18 protein-coding genes are annotated in these 15927 nt (G+C 71.1%); 3 read left to right on the top strand and 15 right to left on the bottom strand.

Annotation, left to right across the window (positions count from 1 at the left end; genetic code table 11):
* Positions 1–32: 32 nt before the first annotated feature.
* From ABFS34_12460 to ABFS34_12420, 9 genes are all read right to left on the bottom strand, one after another.
* Entirely contained in the window at positions 33–1160 is a 1128-nt protein-coding gene (locus ABFS34_12460) for a hypothetical protein (GenBank protein MEN8376253.1), read from the bottom strand.
* A gap of 55 nt (positions 1161–1215) precedes the next feature.
* The gene (locus ABFS34_12455) at positions 1216–2421 is read right to left on the bottom strand and encodes an acetyl-CoA C-acetyltransferase (protein ID MEN8376252.1); all 1206 of its coding nucleotides are present in this window, start codon (positions 2419–2421) and stop codon (positions 1216–1218) included.
* A gap of 51 nt (positions 2422–2472) precedes the next feature.
* Positions 2473–3522: a 3-isopropylmalate dehydrogenase gene (locus ABFS34_12450; GenBank protein MEN8376251.1), complete on the bottom strand. Its 1050-nt coding sequence runs from the start codon at positions 3520–3522 to the stop codon at positions 2473–2475.
* Positions 3523–3563: 41 nt separating this feature from the next.
* Positions 3564–4109 carry a hypothetical protein gene (locus ABFS34_12445; protein MEN8376250.1) on the bottom strand — a complete coding sequence of 182 codons (546 nt, stop codon included), beginning with the start codon at positions 4107–4109 and terminating at the stop codon, positions 3564–3566.
* Between the two features lie 8 nt (positions 4110–4117).
* Positions 4118–4603, bottom strand: a complete 486-nt coding sequence (locus ABFS34_12440; protein MEN8376249.1) for a c-type cytochrome — start codon at positions 4601–4603, stop codon at positions 4118–4120.
* Positions 4604–4764: 161 nt separating this feature from the next.
* Complete coding sequence (locus tag ABFS34_12435) at positions 4765–5625, bottom strand: zinc ribbon domain-containing protein (GenBank protein ID MEN8376248.1); 861 nt, start codon at positions 5623–5625, stop codon at positions 4765–4767.
* A complete protein-coding gene (locus ABFS34_12430; GenBank protein ID MEN8376247.1) occupies positions 5615–6436 on the bottom strand; it encodes a tetratricopeptide repeat protein in 822 nt (273 codons plus the stop codon). The genes ABFS34_12435 and ABFS34_12430 overlap by 11 nt, the downstream gene beginning before the upstream one ends.
* 123 nt (positions 6437–6559) lie before the next feature.
* A complete protein-coding gene (locus ABFS34_12425; GenBank protein MEN8376246.1) occupies positions 6560–8497 on the bottom strand; it encodes a penicillin-binding transpeptidase domain-containing protein in 1938 nt (645 codons plus the stop codon).
* An 80-nt stretch (positions 8498–8577) separates the two neighbouring features.
* On the bottom strand, positions 8578–8844 hold the full coding sequence (locus tag ABFS34_12420; GenBank protein MEN8376245.1) for a hypothetical protein: 267 nt from the start codon (positions 8842–8844) through the stop codon (positions 8578–8580).
* Positions 8845–8963: 119 nt separating this feature from the next.
* Between ABFS34_12420 and ABFS34_12415 the strand changes: the two genes are divergently transcribed.
* Entirely contained in the window at positions 8964–10637 is a 1674-nt protein-coding gene (locus ABFS34_12415; protein ID MEN8376244.1) for a hydantoinase B/oxoprolinase family protein, read from the top strand.
* Here the strand turns inward: ABFS34_12415 and ABFS34_12410 are convergent.
* A complete protein-coding gene (locus ABFS34_12410; protein MEN8376243.1) occupies positions 10554–11027 on the bottom strand; it encodes a chemotaxis protein CheW in 474 nt (157 codons plus the stop codon). The two genes, ABFS34_12415 and ABFS34_12410, sit on opposite strands and share 84 nt — an antisense overlap.
* 91 nt (positions 11028–11118) lie before the next feature.
* On the opposite strand from ABFS34_12410, the gene ABFS34_12405 reads away from it, so the two are divergent.
* Together ABFS34_12405 and ABFS34_12400 are read left to right on the top strand one after the other, a co-directional pair.
* Positions 11119–11520, top strand: a complete 402-nt coding sequence (locus ABFS34_12405; protein MEN8376242.1) for a hypothetical protein — start codon at positions 11119–11121, stop codon at positions 11518–11520.
* Positions 11521–11651: 131 nt separating this feature from the next.
* Positions 11652–12335, top strand: a complete 684-nt coding sequence (locus ABFS34_12400; GenBank protein ID MEN8376241.1) for a thioredoxin domain-containing protein — start codon at positions 11652–11654, stop codon at positions 12333–12335.
* Between the two features lie 19 nt (positions 12336–12354).
* Here the strand turns inward: ABFS34_12400 and ABFS34_12395 are convergent, their stop codons facing one another.
* The 5 genes from ABFS34_12395 to ABFS34_12375 form a co-directional block, all read right to left on the bottom strand.
* A complete protein-coding gene (locus ABFS34_12395; protein ID MEN8376240.1) occupies positions 12355–12558 on the bottom strand; it encodes a hypothetical protein in 204 nt (67 codons plus the stop codon).
* A 2-nt stretch (positions 12559–12560) separates the two neighbouring features.
* Positions 12561–13271, bottom strand: a complete 711-nt coding sequence (locus tag ABFS34_12390; GenBank protein MEN8376239.1) for a DsbA family protein — start codon at positions 13269–13271, stop codon at positions 12561–12563.
* A gap of 142 nt (positions 13272–13413) precedes the next feature.
* Positions 13414–14112: an HAD hydrolase-like protein gene (locus ABFS34_12385; GenBank protein ID MEN8376238.1), complete on the bottom strand. Its 699-nt coding sequence runs from the start codon at positions 14110–14112 to the stop codon at positions 13414–13416.
* 14 nt (positions 14113–14126) lie between these two features.
* Positions 14127–15053 carry a P1 family peptidase gene (locus ABFS34_12380; GenBank protein ID MEN8376237.1) on the bottom strand — a complete coding sequence of 309 codons (927 nt, stop codon included), beginning with the start codon at positions 15051–15053 and terminating at the stop codon, positions 14127–14129.
* Between the two features lie 10 nt (positions 15054–15063).
* Positions 15064–15798 carry a gamma-glutamyl-gamma-aminobutyrate hydrolase family protein gene (locus ABFS34_12375; GenBank protein MEN8376236.1) on the bottom strand — a complete coding sequence of 245 codons (735 nt, stop codon included), beginning with the start codon at positions 15796–15798 and terminating at the stop codon, positions 15064–15066.
* Between the last annotated feature and the right edge of the window lie 129 nt (positions 15799–15927).

Genomic DNA, 15927 nt, shown 5'->3' with positions numbered 1-15927 from the left:
CCGAATGCCTACGGGACTTCTGCAACGGTACACTAGATCCCCGCGTTCGCGAGCTCGATCGCCTCCTGCAGGCCGCTCACGAGTCGCTCCGGGAGGGGAAAAGTCTCGCGCAACGCCGCCGACGTCGTGGCGTCGGCCGACCCGGCGCCGGCGGCCCGCAAGTAGTACCCTCGGTAGGCCTCGAGGCGCACCGGAGACCTCAGCTCCAGCAGCATCTCACCAGCCAGTACCGCGGCCCTGGTAGCCATCGTTTGCTGCCCCGTCTCTTCTATCTCCGAAGGCGCCACGTGCTCCTCGATCACCTCTGGGACGACCGCGTACATCAGCTCGTGCAGGAAGCCCCACACCGCGTCCTCCGCGGCGCCGGCGGCGGGCAGCTGCGCGGCCACGACGGGTCGCGTCACGTTCGTGGTGAGCGAGCGCCCTTCCGCGCCGAGCGCCGGCGACAGGAGCAGGTCGCCGCCCTCGAGCTGAACGTACTCCAGGAAGTTGCGCAGTTGCTCTCGCAGCGCCCGCCACGTCTCCCTAACGGCGGTTACCGTGGACCGGATCTCCTGCAGGTTGGAGACCCGGTAGTCCCTGTAGAATAGCTGCGCCTCGGTCTCGAGCAGTCCGCCCAGCTCCATCGTGGCGCGCCTCACCTCCTCCTCGGGGATGAGCGCGTTCATTCGGTTGATGAGCGCCGCGGCCGTGGCCGAGCCCGCGTTGTCGGGGTCGCCCTGGGCGCGCGTCCAGGCCGTGAGCGCCGCCGTCATCGACCACGGCGGAGGCAGATACAGCGGTACGAACGACAGGTTCTGCAGCGCCTCCGCGCCGCCGGCCTCCTCTATGTCCTGACGCAGGCGGACGACGGCCGTGTCCAGCGGCGTCGGGTATACGCCGCGCCGCCGCTTCTCCTCGGCGATGGCGTCGGCGTAGCCCTCCCGATACGAGGTCAGCGGGAAAGCCTCTTCCTCGCCCGGGTTGGGGGCCCCCATCAGCGCGAGCGCGTGGTACCAGATATCGAGCGCCTCGTCGTTCTCTACTTCCCACACGACCAACTGGGCGCCAGGCCCCAGCACTACGCCTTCCGGCTGCGGGGCGAGGCGCTCCGGCGGCGGCGCGCACGCCGTGACCAGCAGCGCCGCGGCGAACCCGGCGAGCGACAGCGACAGCTTCACGGCTGAACCTCCTTCACTCCGGTAGCGGCGAGGATCCGTCTTTTCCTGGAACGGCTCAGAACGCCTCCACGACGACGGCGGCGCCCTGTCCGCCGCCGATGCACGCGCTGCCCAGCCCGTAGCGAGCCCCGCGGCGGCGCAACTCGTGGAGCAAATGGATGGTGATCCTGGACCCGGACGCGGCGAGCGGGTGCGTGAGGGCGATCGCACCCCCGTTCACGTTCGTCTTCTCCGGGTCGAGTCCCAGCTCGCGGATCACCGCGGCGTACTGCGGCGCGAACGCCTCGTTGACCTCGACGAGGTCCATCTGGTCCAGCCCCATGTCGGCTCGCGCCAGCGCCTTGCGCGCGGCGGGAGCCGGGCCGATCCCCATGATCTGGGGGTCTACCCCGGCTATGCCCCATGAGACCAGCCTGCCGATGGGCTCGAGCCCCTTCCCGGCGGCCGCCTCGGCGCTGGCGATGACGACGGCGGCCGCGCCGTCGCCGATGCCGCTGGCGTTGCCGGCGGTGACCAGTCCATCCTTGCGGAAATAGGGCCGCAGGCCGGCCAACGCCTCGGCCGTCGTGTCCGGCCGCATGTGCTCGTCCACCTCGAATTTCCTTTCGCCCTTGCGGCCGTGAATTACCACGGGCTCCACCTCGGCGGCGAACCGGCCTTCGTCCCAGGCGGCCTTGGCGCGGTGCTGCGACATGACGGCCAGCTCGTCGGCCTCTTCCCTGGTGACCCCGTAGCGGTCCGCCAGGGTCTCGGCGGTCTGCGCCATCGACCGCTGGCAGAAGCTGTCGGTGAGCGCCGCCCACAGGAGGTCCTCGAAGAAGCCCCCGGCTTCGCCCAGACGCAGGCCGCCCCAGCGCGCCCCGCGCACGATGTGAGGCGCCTGGCTCATCGACTCGCTGCCGCCGCACAGCGCGAACTCGGCCTCGCCGAGCATGATCTCCTGGGCGCCGTTGATGATCGCCTGGAAGCCGGAGCCGCACAGCCGATTGATCGTCAGCGCCGGCGTCTCCTGCGGAACCCCCGCGCGCAGGCCCACGTGGCGCGCCAGGTAGATCGCGTCGGCCGACGTCTGCAGCGCGTTGCCGAAGATCACGTGGTCGATGAACGCGGGGTCGACGCCCGCCGTGGCGAGCGCCGACTCGGCCGCGAACACGCCCAGGTCGTTGGCGCTGAAACCCTTCAGAGAGCCGCCGAAGGTGCCGAAGGGCGTGCGGCGGCCGGATAGAAAGACGATGTCCTTGTCGTGTCCCTGCGTGGCCATGTATTCGCCTGATGTTGTCGAATTGCGTAATCGAGCGCCCGAGGCGCAGGGCTAGCCGATGCGGTCCGCTATCCGCTTCCCCGCCTCGTCGGTTCCCAGCTTACCCCCCAGATCGGCGGTGGTATCACCCGACTCGACGGCTGCCGCCACGGCGTCCTGCACCGCCCGCGCCTCGGTCTCCCGCCCCGCGTGCTCGAGCAGCAGGGCTGCCGTGAGAATCGCCGCGAAGGGATTCGCGCGATCCGTACCCGCCAGATCGGGCGCGGAGCCATGGACGGGTTCGAAGAGGGCGCCGCCACCCGGCGCGAAGTTGGCCGACGGCGCCAGCCCGAGCCCGCCGACGAGCGCCGCCGCCACGTCGCTCAGGATGTCGCCGAAGAGGTTCGAGGCGACGATCACGTCGTAGCTGGCCGGGTGCAGCACCAGGTCCATCGCGAGCGCGTCCACGTACCAGGCGTCACGCTCGATGTCTGGAAACTCCTCTCCCACCTCGGCGAAAACCCTGCGCCACAGCGCGCCGGCGTGGCGCATGGCGTTGGCCTTGTCGGCGAGCGTCACCTTGCCGCGGCCGCGGGCGCGCGCCAGCTCGAACGCCGCGCGCACGATCCGCTCGACTCCGTGCCGCGTGTTCACGTCTTCCTCTATGGCGACCTCGGTCGGCTGTCCGGAGCGCAGCGTGCCCCCCATGCCGGTGTAGCTACCCTCGGTGTTTTCGCGCACGATGAGCAGGTCCACGTCGTCCGCGCTGACGTCACGAAGCGGGCTGTGGGACGGGTCCAGGAGCCGCACCGGGCGCAGGTTCACGTACAGGTCGAGGCGGAAACGGAGGCCCAGCAGGATGTCGCGGGCGTGCACGTTGTCCGGCACGCGCGGGTCCCCGAGGGCCCCGAGCAGGATGGCGTCGAAGTCGTCGCGCAGGCGCTCGAAGGTCTCCTCGGGCAGCGTCTCGCCGGTGCGCAGATAGCGCTCCGCGCCCAGGTCGAACGGCTCTACGGACAGCGGGCAGTCGTAGCGCTCCGACACGCGCTCGAGCACGCGCGTCGCTGCGCGCGTGACCTCCTGGCCGATGCCATCACCCGGTATGACTGCGATCCGTATCACGGGCGCGAACATAGGCGCCGCGCGCGGAGCCAGCCAGCGGCCTACGGCCCCTCCTGCACGCGGATGAGAGCCTCCGCCTCGTGGATGAGGCAGATCAACGGATAGGCCCCCACCGGCGCGCCTTCCAGGCTGACCACCCACGCGTGCCCGCTCTCCACGATGGGCGCGCTGGCTTCCTGGCCGGTCTCACCCAGGAACGCCTGCTGCTCCGGGGTCAGCCGGGCCATGCGGAATGCGAACGCGTGCGAGTCGAGCGTCCGACTCGTAAACCGGATCACGTCGCCCGGTTGCACCGCCAGGCTGGAAGGATTCAGCGTCTCCCGTCCGCCGCGCCGCTCGACGCTGACCTCGTGCACGGAGGCCGCCGCTTCCAGCTCGACGGCGCCGTTCTCCAGCATGACGCTCGGCGGGGCGTCGTCGGCGCAGGCAACCGCCAGTCCGAGCGCAAGCCACGCCAATGACCGCGCCGATCCCCGAAGCAGCGTCACGGATGCGAAAACGCCGACGCCCTCGACGGACGCCGGCGCTCCTGCTTCGTTCTCGACGGTGCCGCTCTCGAGGGTCGAGACCCCTGCACGAGCGGCCACGTCGGTCGCTAGTGCGACAGCGCCCACACGTAGGCGGCCATCTCGCGAACCTGGTCATCGGTGAGCGACTGGCCACCCATGGGGGCCATGCCGGCCGGGAACTGAGCCGGGGTCGGAACGCCCTCGGTGATCACGCGTACGATCTCCTCGTAGCCTCCGTCCGCCGCGTGCAGCCACTCGTCGTCGGTGAGGTCCGGCGCGAGCTGACTACCGGTGGCGTCCTGGCCGTGGCACGTGAAGCAGAATCCGGCGTTGGCGAATACCTGCGCGCCCGCGTCGATCATCTCCTGCGTCACGCCCGCCGGCAGCATGGAAGCATCCACCTGCGGGGGCCCTTCGTCCGCGGGCTCGGGCTCCTGGGTGTCGGCAACGTCCGCCGGGGCATCCGCGTCGGCGGGCGCTTCGTCGCCCGCGTTGCCCGCGTCGGACGAGCAGCCGGCCAGCACGATCGCGCCCGCGACCGCGAGGGACAAGAACCACTTACTCGTGGGCATCACAACTCTCCTAATAGGGGTCCGTCGTAGCAAGCAAAGTCATGCCGGGGCTCCTGCAACTGCCTTGCCACGTTTTCGGGCGGCCGATGTTAGAGCCGCCCCACGTGGGGGTCAAGGAAAGGCGAGGCGGACCGTCGGCCAGGCGCAAGACCGTGACGACGTCAGGTCCCGGTCCCGCACGAGGGACAGAAGCGCCAATCCTGCTCCAGGCTGTCGCCGCACCCGTCGCAAACGCGGGGCTGCTCGCTGCCACAATACGGGCAGTAGCGCACGTCCCGATCCGCCGGGAAGTCCATGCCACAGGACCCGCAGAGGCCCGCCGCGTCCGTTGTCGCGTCGCCGGGTTCGGGACTCGTTGGAATGGTCGATGCCGCGGCGTCCGCGAAGTTCTCGCGCTCGCCCTGCGCCGGCCCGTCGTCGATCGACTCGGCGGGCGCTTCCTGCCCCTCGGCGGGAGCGGCGATGGCGCTTTCGAGCCCGCCCTCGCCGGACGGGTCCGCGGCGGGCTGCGCGTCGCCGCCGTGGCCGTGCAGCACGCTCGACAAGCGCGCCAGGCCGTCGACCAGCGTCGCCTCCACTGACGACTCGGGCGCTCGGGCCGGGGTCTCGTTCGCGCGCTCCAGCGCGCGCCCCCAATCGGTGCCGCCCGGCGGGCTCGCGGGACCCGCCGCGATCGGCTCCGTCGACTCACTGATCCAAACCGAGCACGCCGCGAACCTGCGATAAAGGGTCACATCGGGGTTGGGCGTTTCCAGCTCTCGCGCCACCTGGTCGCGCGCCTCCGGAGGGTCGAGCCGCGCGTGGCCTCCCTCTCCCGCGAGCATCTGCATGAGCGCGTGTTCGTAGTCGGCGTTCATCTCGAAGCCCAGGCTCGCGCGGGCGCGGGCGTAGGGCACCAGGGTCTGATAGATCTCCGACACCGTGATGGTTGGCGGTGACCCTTCCGGCCGCCGGTCGATGGCCTCCCTCAGGGCGCCGAACAGCCTACCGACCGCCGCATTCGAACCAGGATCAGTCTGCACGCGTCTCCTCCGCGCTTACGCCACGCGCCTCGATCTCGGCGAGCAGCCGGTCCACGTAGCTCTCGCCCTCCTCCAGCACCCGCAGGTGCGCCTCCCAGGGCGCGGCACGCGGATCCCCCGACGCAGCCCCCTCCAGCGCGGCGGCGAGTTCGAGGACTCTGCGCACGGCGAGCGGATCCCAGTGTTCGGCCGCGGGAACGGCGCGATACTCGCTCAACGCGGCCTCCCAGCGGGCCGCTTCGTAGAGGACGTGTCCCAGAAAGACCCTGGCCTCGTGCAGCAGCGGCTCCAACTCCAACGCTCGGCGCAGCGCCGCGCGCGCGCGACGGGGCTGCCCGTCCATGTGGAAGGTGTAGGCGAGTCCGGCGTGCGCCTGGGCGATCTGCGGCGCGATCTCCAGCACTTCGAGGAATACCTCACGCGCCTGCGGGGCGAGCCCTTCCCGATAGAGCGCCCTGCCGATGCTCATCAAGATGGCGGGATCGGACCCGGCGGCGCCCTGGCGCGCGTCGGCGAAAGCATCGAGAGCCGCAGCGTGGCGGCCGACGCGCAGCAGCGTCTCTCCCAGACCTACCAGCGCATCCTCGTTGCGGACGTCGAGCAGGATGGCCTTCTCGAACGCGGACTTCGCCCAGGCGAAGTCCTCTCGCGCCAGGTGCGCGTACGCGAATCCGACGTAGAGGTCGACGGCGTTGGGGTAGAGCTCCAGCCCTTCCCTCAGGAGGCCTAGAGCGCCTTCGTACTTCCCCTGGTCGTAGAGCTGCTGTGCACGCTCGTCGTACTCCTCAGAACTGAGGAACGCTGTGGGCATGCGAGGCGCCTCGGGCTCGTGTCTTCTCGCGCGCCGGCGTGCGGCGCAGGCTGTGGTCCTGGCGGGTGTTGCGGCAACCTACTGGGCGCGACACGGACCCGCCACCGACACCCGGGCCGGCGCTCAGCGGCCTGCGTCTTCCACGCCTGGATCCGCCTCGGCCAGGGCGTCCTCGGGGCCGAGATTGTCGTAGTCCGTGGGCACCTGAAGGGGCCACGCGGCCAGGCCCCGCCGATACCGTTCGCGGGGAGTCGCGTAGCGCACGAACTCCTCGCCGTGCTTGCGGCTCAGGTAGAAGTTCACCGCGTTTCCCACCCACCCGGATACGTCAGAGCCGTGCAGACCCTGCTCGATCAGGATCGCGGCCACGATTTCCGGAGGTCCGTCGGCGGGACCACCCACGCCGACGAACCAGCCGTGGTCGTCTCCGTGCGAATTCTGAGCGGTGCCCGTCTTGCCCATGAAGTCCCAGCGCAGCAGCTGCGTCAGCGCGGCCGTCCCGCCGGCCGCCGTCACTCTGCGCATGCTCTGCCGCAATAGGTCGATCTGTTCCTTGCCGAGCCGGTAGTCGTTGGCCACCGGCTGCGCCCGATCGGTGCGGGCGAGGCGTGGCGCCAGGGCCTTGGCATCGGCCCGGGACAGCGGCACGAACAGTTGCGCGATCTTGAGCGGGCTCAGCGTGACCAGCCCCTGCCCGATCGACAGGGACATGATCTCGTTCTCGGGCGGAACGTACCCCAGCCTCCGCTCCATTTCTTCGGGGCTCGCCGGAAAGATCGACGCGATCTCCGTGGGCAGGTCCAGTCCCGTGCGGCCGGCGAATCCCATCGCCGCTCCACGCTCCAGGAAGCGGCGCAGACCGACCCGGATGCCCACCTGGTAGAAGTAGACGTCGCACGAGTTCTTGATGGCCAGGCGCAGGTTCTGCCGGCCGTGCACGCTCCAGCAGCGGGCGTAGCGGTTCTGATATGACATCCCGCCGGTGCAGGAGATCGGCATGTACTCGTCGGGCGTGATCACGCCCAACCCGAGCGCCATCGCCGCGACGGGCAGCTTGAAGGTCGACCCGGGCGGCTGCCGCGCGCCGGAGGCCCGGTCCAACAGCGGCTTGCCGGGGTCGTTGTTCAGGCGGTCGTAGTGCTCCTGATCGATCCCCCCGACGAACAGGTTGGGGTCGTAGGTGGGGTGGCTGTACATGGCCAGCACGCCACCCGTCCGGGGATCGATAGCCGCGAACCCCCCGCGCACCGGACGGCCGAAGTACGCCTCCGCGTCACGGAAGAGCTCCGCGACGAAGCGCTGCAGGTCCAGGTCCAGGTACAGGTGGAGGTCGCGGCCGGGGATCGGCGGGATGCCCAGCTCTTCGGGCAGCACGTTGTCGATGCGCCCGCGCGCGTCGATCTCCAGGTAACGGACCCCCGGCTCGCCGCCCAGGTGCTCTTCGTACTCTCTTTCCAGCCCCGTCTTGCCGATCCAGCGCCCCTGCTCGTAGGACTGGAAGCGTTCAGCGGCCAGTTCCTGCTCGCTGATTTCGGCCACGTAGCCGACGATGTTGGAGACCGCGGAGCCAGCCGAGTACTGCCGCTTGGGGTACTCGTTGACCATCACCTCGGGGTATTCGTTGCGGCGCTCTTCCAGGCGCGCTACGGCGACGGGGGAGGCGTCCCGGGTGACCGTGACGGGCAGGTGGCGCTGGCGACGCCAGCGCCGCAGGGCTCTTTCGGCGACGAGGGAGTCCAGCTGTAGAACGGGCGCCAGGCGGCCGATGCGTACGCGGATCGAGTCCTCGAGCGCCGGCATGATCTGGACCTCGTAGCCGACGACGTTCTCGCCCACGACCTGGCCATGGCGGTCGTAGATCGTGCCGCGCGGCGCGCGCACCGGCACGGGGCGAAGCCGATTCTGGCGCGCGACCAGGGCGTACTCATCGGCCGCGTCCACTTGCAGGATGTAGAGCGCCGATAGAAGTCCCGAGAGCACGATGACGAGCGCCACCCTGGCCAGCCGCCCCCGACTCGCCCGCCACCCCCTCGTCTGTTCGATCCTCGGCGATCCGTACATGGATCTCGACGCTGATGCCGGCCCCCGTGCTTGCGGGCCGGTGGATGTGAAGAAAGGGGACGCTGGGTCCCCTCGGTGCCTCAGGCGGCCGTTGCGCCCTCCGGCTCGGCCGGACTATGCTGCCGGCTGTTCTGGATGACCGGCTGGCAAAACCGCGTCCCGAGATCGTTGAGCTGATTCAGCTCGGCGCTCGAAAGATCGGGATAGCGCTTCGCGAGGAACTCGACCGTTTCCGCCATCCACTCGCTGACCTGGTCCTCGTCGGCCTCCAACACGCCGCAGCGGTGAATGTGGCTGTAGAGCTCATCGCGAGCGCGGTCAATCAGGCCTGGTCCATTGCTACCCAACGCATCCTCCCCTCTATCGTGATTCGAAGGTCGCTAGAACCGCCGTTTCCGGGGCGGTCCGCGCGCATATACACACCGGGACGCGAATTGTTTGCCCGGCAATCTATTCCGGGCACTCCGTGACGCAATCGGCCGCCGTGGACCCGGCACGCATCGAGGTGTTTCGCCACCTCTTCGGCGCCCTCACCGAAGAGATGGGCGCCGCGCTTCGCCGGTCCGCGTTCTCACCCAACATCAAGGAGCGACGCGACTACTCGTGCGCGCTCTTCGACCCCGACGGTCGGGTGGTGGCGATGGGCGATCACATGCCTGTCCACCTCGGGGCGATGCCCATGAGCGTGAGCGCCGTGGCCGATGTGCTCGGCGAGCTGGGCCCGGGCGACGTGGCCGTCGTAAACGACCCCTTCCGCGGCGGCACCCACCTGCCGGACATCACGCTGGTCGCGGCCGTTCACCCAAGACAACGCGCGAACCCCCTTGGACTTGTCGCGAGCAGGGCCCACCACGCGGACGTCGGCGGGGCCGCGCCGGGCAGCATGGCGCTGGTACGCGAGGTGTTTCAGGAAGGCCTGCGCATACCGCCCGCGTTCCTGGTGCGCCAGGGGCGCCCGGTTGCCGACCTGTGGCGGCTCATCCTGGCCAACGTGCGCACACCCACCGAGCGCGAGGCCGACCTGCAGGCGCAGCTCGCGTCGCTGGAGGCCGGCTCCAGGCGCCTGATCGAGATCGCCGGCCGCTTGGGCGATGGGCAAACGCTGGCGGCCATGAGGGCGCTGCGCGCGTACGCGGACCGCCTGCTTGCGGAGGGCATCTCCCGCATTCCCGACGGCGAGTACGTCGCCGAAGACGCGTTGGAGGACGACGGCCTTGGCAGCGGCCCGCTGGCCATTCGCGCGGCGGTCCGCGTCGCCGGCGAAAACGCGACCGTCGACATGACCGGCTCCGCGGACCAGGCGCCGGGAGGAGTCAACGCGGTGGCCGCCATCGCCACGTCGTGCGTACGCTACGTCTTCCGCTGCGTCGTCGAGCGACTGCTCGACGTGCCGCTACCCGCCGGCGGTGGCGACATGGAGCGGATCGCGGTCCGGCTGCGCGAGGGATCGATCGTCTCGGCCAGGCCTCCGGCCGCCGTGGCGGCGGGCAACGTGGAAACCAGCCAGCGCATCGCGGACGTACTCTTCGAGGCGCTGGCGTTGGCGCTCCCGGGCCTCATCCCGGCGCAATCCCAGGGCACCATGAACAACGTGACGCTCGGCGGCGTCGACCCGCGCAGCGGGGATCAGTTCGCGTACTACGAGACCGTAGGCGGGGGCATGGGCGCGGGCCCGTCCGGACCCGGTATGTCGGGCGTCCATTCGCACATGACCAATTCCCTCAACACCCCGATCGAGGCGCTCGAGCACGCCTACCCCGTGCGGGTCGAGGCGTACGGCCTGCGCGCGGGTTCGGGCGGCGCGGGTACGCACCCGGGAGGGGACGGCATGCGGCGCGAGGTGCGCGTCCTGGTGGACGCGGAGGCCAACCTGCTCTGCGAGCGGCGCCGGCGCGCTCCGGCGGGGCGTGCGGGCGGCGAACCGGGCGCGCCCGGCCGGGACACGGTCCGCTCCGAGGGCCGGGAGCGCGACATCCCGGCCAAGGGCTCGGTGCGCTTGTCGGCCGGGGATGTCCTGTCGATCCGCACGCCGGGCGGGGGTGGCTGGGGCGAGCCTTCAGCCGCGCGCGGACCCCGCGTCGACGGCGAGCAGACGTCCGGCGTCGAGCATCAGGACGGTCTCGGCGCCGAACCTGGCTAGCCCCCAGGCGACGCCTTCGGGGAGCGCCCCGGCCAGGCTCGCGGGGACCTCCTCCGTGTCCTGGGGCGGCGGCTGCGGACGCAGGCCGGCGACGCCATCCACCAGCAGACCGACACGACCCCGGTCCTCGACCTCCACCACCACGACGCGGTACGCCGGCCCGGGCGCGGACTCGCCCCCCAATCTGAGCCGCAGGTCGACCACGGGCATGGTTTCGTCACGGAGCGTAGCTATACCTACCACCGACGGCGGCGCGAACGGGACGCGGGTGACGGGCGGCGGCTCGGCCACCTCCCGCACGATGCCGACGGGCAGTCCGCACGTCCGGCCACCCGCCATGACGACCAACAACTGCGCGTATTCTTCGCCGGCCGCACTGGAATCGTTCATGTCCCTCCGCCGAGGCTGGACCCCGCCCGATCGTAGGGGAGTCGGCCGCGCGCGTGCAACCAGCGAGGGGCCCGGCGTACCTTGGCGCCCGATGATCCGTGACGACTCCGAGCCGAACGGCGGAGACTCCGTTGAGCTGAGGCTCTTCGGCCACCCCCCGAGCGCCGCGCGCGCCGTGATAGCGAACCGCTCGGTCGGGTGGCGCTGGAGCCGCGCGCTCGTGACCGGCCTGGGCGCGATCGGCGCGGCGGCTTTGGGGGCGCTGATCCCGCCGCACGTCCCGTGGGTGGCGGTGATCCTGAGCCTTGGCGGCGTGCTGGCCGTGCGCAGGCTCCTGGAAGAGCGTACGCTGCTCGGCCTCGACGGCAACTGCCCTCGCTGCTCGGCCGTTCAGGCGCTGGGTCGCCCGACGCGCCTGCGCGTCCCGCACAGGTTGCACTGTCCGAGCTGCGGGCACCGCCTGGAGCTGTGGCCGACCGACCTGCAGCGCTGATGCGCCAGCGGCGGGCTGGCTGGCCCGACGCGGAGGGAGGCGCCCCGGAGGCCACCGGTGGGGGGAACGATCGGGGGTGGGTCGGCGTAGTGGCAACCGCATCGGACACTGTTTCCAAGGACAAACCCGGCATGACCATCACCCGGCACCTCCGCGGCGTGGGCCCGGCGGCGAGGGCGACCCTGCTCGTCGCGGTCGCGACGGCCTCCGTCGCGCCCCTGGCGGCCCAGGACGAGGCCCTTTCCCGGCGGGCGTCGGATGCGCGCGTGAAAGGCGCCGAGGACGCGCCGGTCACGGTGTTCGAGCTCGCCGATTTCGAGTGTCCGTTCTGCCGGCGCTTCACGGACGAGGTCCTACCGCTGCTGGACAGCGCCTACATCTCGACGGGCAAGGTCCGTTGGATCTACGTGAACTACCCGCTGCCCAACCATCCTCGGGCGTGGGCCGCCGCCGAGGCCGCGATGTGCATCGGCTCGGCGGGGGGCGACTTCTGGCGCGCGCACGACGAGTTCTTCGTCAAGCAAACCGCCTGGGCCAACGGGGGCGATCCCGCTGCGATCTTCCTGGCGATCGCACTAGCGGCGGGCGCCGACGCGGCCACCTGGCAGCGCTGCGTGGACGACGACCTGGTCGCGCCGGTGCTGGTGCAGGACCTCATGTCGGCGGCGCAGACCGGCGCCACCGGGACGCCTGCCTTCATCATCGACCAGCGCGAGCTGTTCGTGGGCGTGCGCCCCTTCGACGACTGGGTCGCGGTTCTGGACGCGGCGCTGGAGCGGGCCGCGTCCGAGGGAGAGGCCGGCGGCGACCAGTAGGCCGCGCGCCGGCGCGGGGTCACGCGTCGTCCAGTGTGTAGGCCGCCACCAGTCTGCGCCCGTCGACGTACAAGCGCGCTAGCACTTCGGGCTCCTCGCGCAGCGCGTCGACGATGCGCTCGTGTCGCCCCAGGACTTCCGCGGGAAGCCGTAGATCCAACTCGTGAAACGACCCGCTGTCGGCGAACACGAGCCTGACGGCGACCTGCTTGGAGCGGCGCACCCTCAGCGCTCGAGCGCGGCGTCGATCAGGGCGCGCACCGCGTCCTCGGTAGCGGGTTGCGCGCGCGTCCCGTTCACGAACACGGTCGGCGTCGAGCTCACACGCAGCTCCTGCCCCAGGCGCACGCTGGCGCTGACCTCGGTGGCGAAACGGTCGCTCTGCAGGCAGGCCTCGAAGTTTCCCTGATCCAGCCCGACCAGACCCGCGTACTCCACGAACTCGTCGGTAGCGCGCCGCTCCGCCGACCACACGGGCTGGCGCCCGAAGAGCACGTCGTGGTACGCCCAATAGCTGTCCTGATCTCCGGCGCACCTGGCGGCCCGGGCCGCCAGCACCGCGTGCTGGTGGATGTTGGTCAGCGGGAAGTCGTAGAACGTCAGCCGGGCGGATCCCGCGTCGATGTAGGACTGCAGGGTCGGAAGCACGTTGGTGGCGAACGCGCGGCAGCCGGGGCACTGATAATCAGCGAACTCGATGATCTGCACCGGAGCGTCGGCGTCGCCCTTGAGGATTCCCTGCGCCAGCTGGATCAGCTCCTGCGGATCCGGGGCCTCATCCTCGGCGAATTCCACGATCTCGGTTGCGGCGCCGCCGCCCCCGAACATCGACCAGGCCAACGCCGCGGCTCCCACGATGGCTATGACCGCGATGATCATCACCGGGCCGTTGGTCTTCGCTCGCGACTCTGCGCGCTCGCGTCGGTTCCTGCTCACATCGCCTCCTGAATCTTTTTTCGTTCTCGGCCGCGCGGTCCCGGTGCTCGCCGGCCGGCGGTCGGTTCGTACGCTCTCATGGTGGGGCCGCAGAAGACTATCGCCGGACCCTCCGAGCCGAAAGCCGGTCGCCGTTCGCCGCTCAGCCCAGGATCGCGTGCACCGCGGCGCGGGTATCGGTCAGGTCGCTGAGCACCACGCTGGCGCCCGCCGACCTCAACTCCGCCTCGCCGTAGTCGCCGGTCGCGACCGCCACCGTGCGGGCCCCCGAGAGCGCTCCGCACTCAACGTCTCTGGGCGTATCTCCCACCACCACGACGCCTTCCACGCGGATGCCCAGCGCGCGGGCGCGCGCCACAGCGACCGCCGGCAGATCCGGACGATGAGCCGAATCCGAGCCGTAGGCGCCGAAGGAAAAATGCTCGGCGAGGCCCGCGGCCTCCAGCTTGAGCCGGGCCCCTTCCTCCACGTTGCCGGTCAGGAGGCCCGGTGCGCAGCGCGCCTCCAGGCCGACCGCGTCCAAGAGCTCGCGCACTCCCGGCAAAGGCACGGGGCGCGCAGCGGGGTCTCGCAGCCCGTCTTCCAGCAGGTGCACGTAGCGGCGCAGCAGACGGTCGACGCCGTCGTCGATCGCGGCCTCCGAGATCCCCGTGCCCCCCAGGACCTCGCGCGCAATCTGAGGATCGGTCTTGCCGCCGAACTCGTGTCCGTCGATCACGCCCACCGTGCCGAACACCTCCCGGAGCGAAGCCCGGAACGCCCTGCGGGGCACGGGCCCGGTGCGCACCAGCGTGCCGTCGATGTCGAACAGGACTATGCGAGCCGACCGATCCGATTCCATGGCCCGAGTCTTCGTCAGGCGGGCTGTGTGACGGCGCGGATGACCGCCCGCGCCGAGACCTCGGCGGCGCCCGCGCACAGCGCGAGCAGCGCGCGGGGGTCGACCTCGGCCGTCGCCTCCGCGGTGCCCACGGCGAAGACGATGTCGCCGTCGAAGGGGGTCCCGTAGGGGGTGATCCGGCGGGCCAGCCCGGAGGACGCGGCGCGCGCCAGCACGCGCAGGGACGGGCGCTCGAGGGGGGCGTCCGTGGCGAGGACCGCGAGCGTGGTGTTGGTGCCCGCCGCTGAGCCCGAAATCGAGCCGCCGGCGTTCGCCAGGCCGCGCGCCACGTCCGCCCAGGCGCCGCCGGGCGTGCGCGCGCCGGCTACTATCGCGCCGGTCTCGTCGCGCACGTCGCCGACGGAGTTGGCCACCACCAGCGCGGCCACGACGTGCGGCCCCACGCGCACGGACCACGACCCTACGCCGCCCGCGGACGGGGTCGTGTCGGGCAACAGCTTGCCCACCGTGGCGCCCGTCCCGGCGCCCACCCGTCCTTCGGCAACCGGTCCCGCGTCGGCCGCTGCGCAGGCGGCGGCGCCCATCGCCTCGTCCGGCCTGCGCGAGGCGTCGCCTTCCGCCAGGTCGAAGAGCACCGCCGCCGCGACGATGGGCACGCGCGCGACGCCCGCGTCGAAGCCTCGCCCCCGCGCCTCCAGCCAGCGCGCCGCGCCGTCCGCGGCGGCGAGGCCGAACGCTGAACCACCGGTCAGCAGGATAGCGTCCAGCCGGCCGGCCACGTGGTCGGCGCTCAGCGCCCCCAGCTCTCGCGTGCCCGTGGCGGAACCCCGGACATCCGCGGCGGCCCGGAATGGGCCCAGAACGATCGTACACCCGGTGCGCGCGTGGGCGTCCGTCGCGTGCCCGACGGCGAGATTGGGGACGTCCGTCAAGGAAGGCATGCGGGGGGCCTCAGGCGGCGGCGGCCCGGGCCTCGGCCCTGCCTCTGACCGCCTCCGCGAACGCCGCGAACAGGCGCCGATCGGGGTGCTCTTCCGGCGCGTCGTCGGGATGGCGTTCGGGGTGCCACTGGACGCCCACGACCCACCCCGCGTCCGCTTCCACCGCCTCCACGACGCCGTCGGGCGCCCACGCGGTGGCGCGCAGTCCAGCGCCCACCTCCCGAATGGCCTGGTGGTGGAAGGAATTCACCTCGAATTCCTCGGCGCCGACGACACGCGCGAGGCGCGAGTCGGGCGCCGCCCGCACGTCGTGCGCGGTTGAATGCCAGGCGCCGCTCTGGCGGTGCGCGATCGTGCCCGGCTTCTGGCTGGGAAGATCCTGCCACAGCGTACCGCCGTAGGCCACGTTCAAAACCTGGGCGCCGCGGCACAGCGCGAGGATGGGCATGCCGGCCTCGAGCGCCAGGCGCAGGGCGCGCAGCTCCACGTGATCCCGTGCGCCGTTGACCGTTCCCAGTCGGGGGTGTGGGCTCTCTCCAAACGTGGACGGGTGCAGATCCTCGCCCCCGGCCAGGGCGAGTCCGTTCGCCAGGCCGATCAGGGTGGCGATCGAGGCTTCATCGTGGGTCGGGGATATCAGCAGCGCGGCCATGCCGTAGCGCTCTATCCAGCCCGTGTAACGGCTGTCGAGGTACGTCACCGGACCGCGATCGATACCGGACTCCAGAAGGCTCGTCGTGGGCATGGCGACGAGGGGGCGCCGGCTCCCGCCCCGCTTGCTCACTTACCCTTGCCGGTCTTCTTGGCGGGTACCTTCTTGGCGGACGCCTTCTTGGCCGGCGCCTTCTTGGCCGGCGCCTTCTTGACCGGCGCT

This window comes from Gemmatimonadota bacterium, from assembly GCA_039715185.1.
In the GTDB taxonomy this organism is placed as follows: domain Bacteria; phylum Gemmatimonadota; class Gemmatimonadetes; order Longimicrobiales; family RSA9; genus DATHRK01.
Note: the sequence above shows the minus strand (reverse complement) of the source record. Positions and strands in the feature narration are given on the sequence as shown.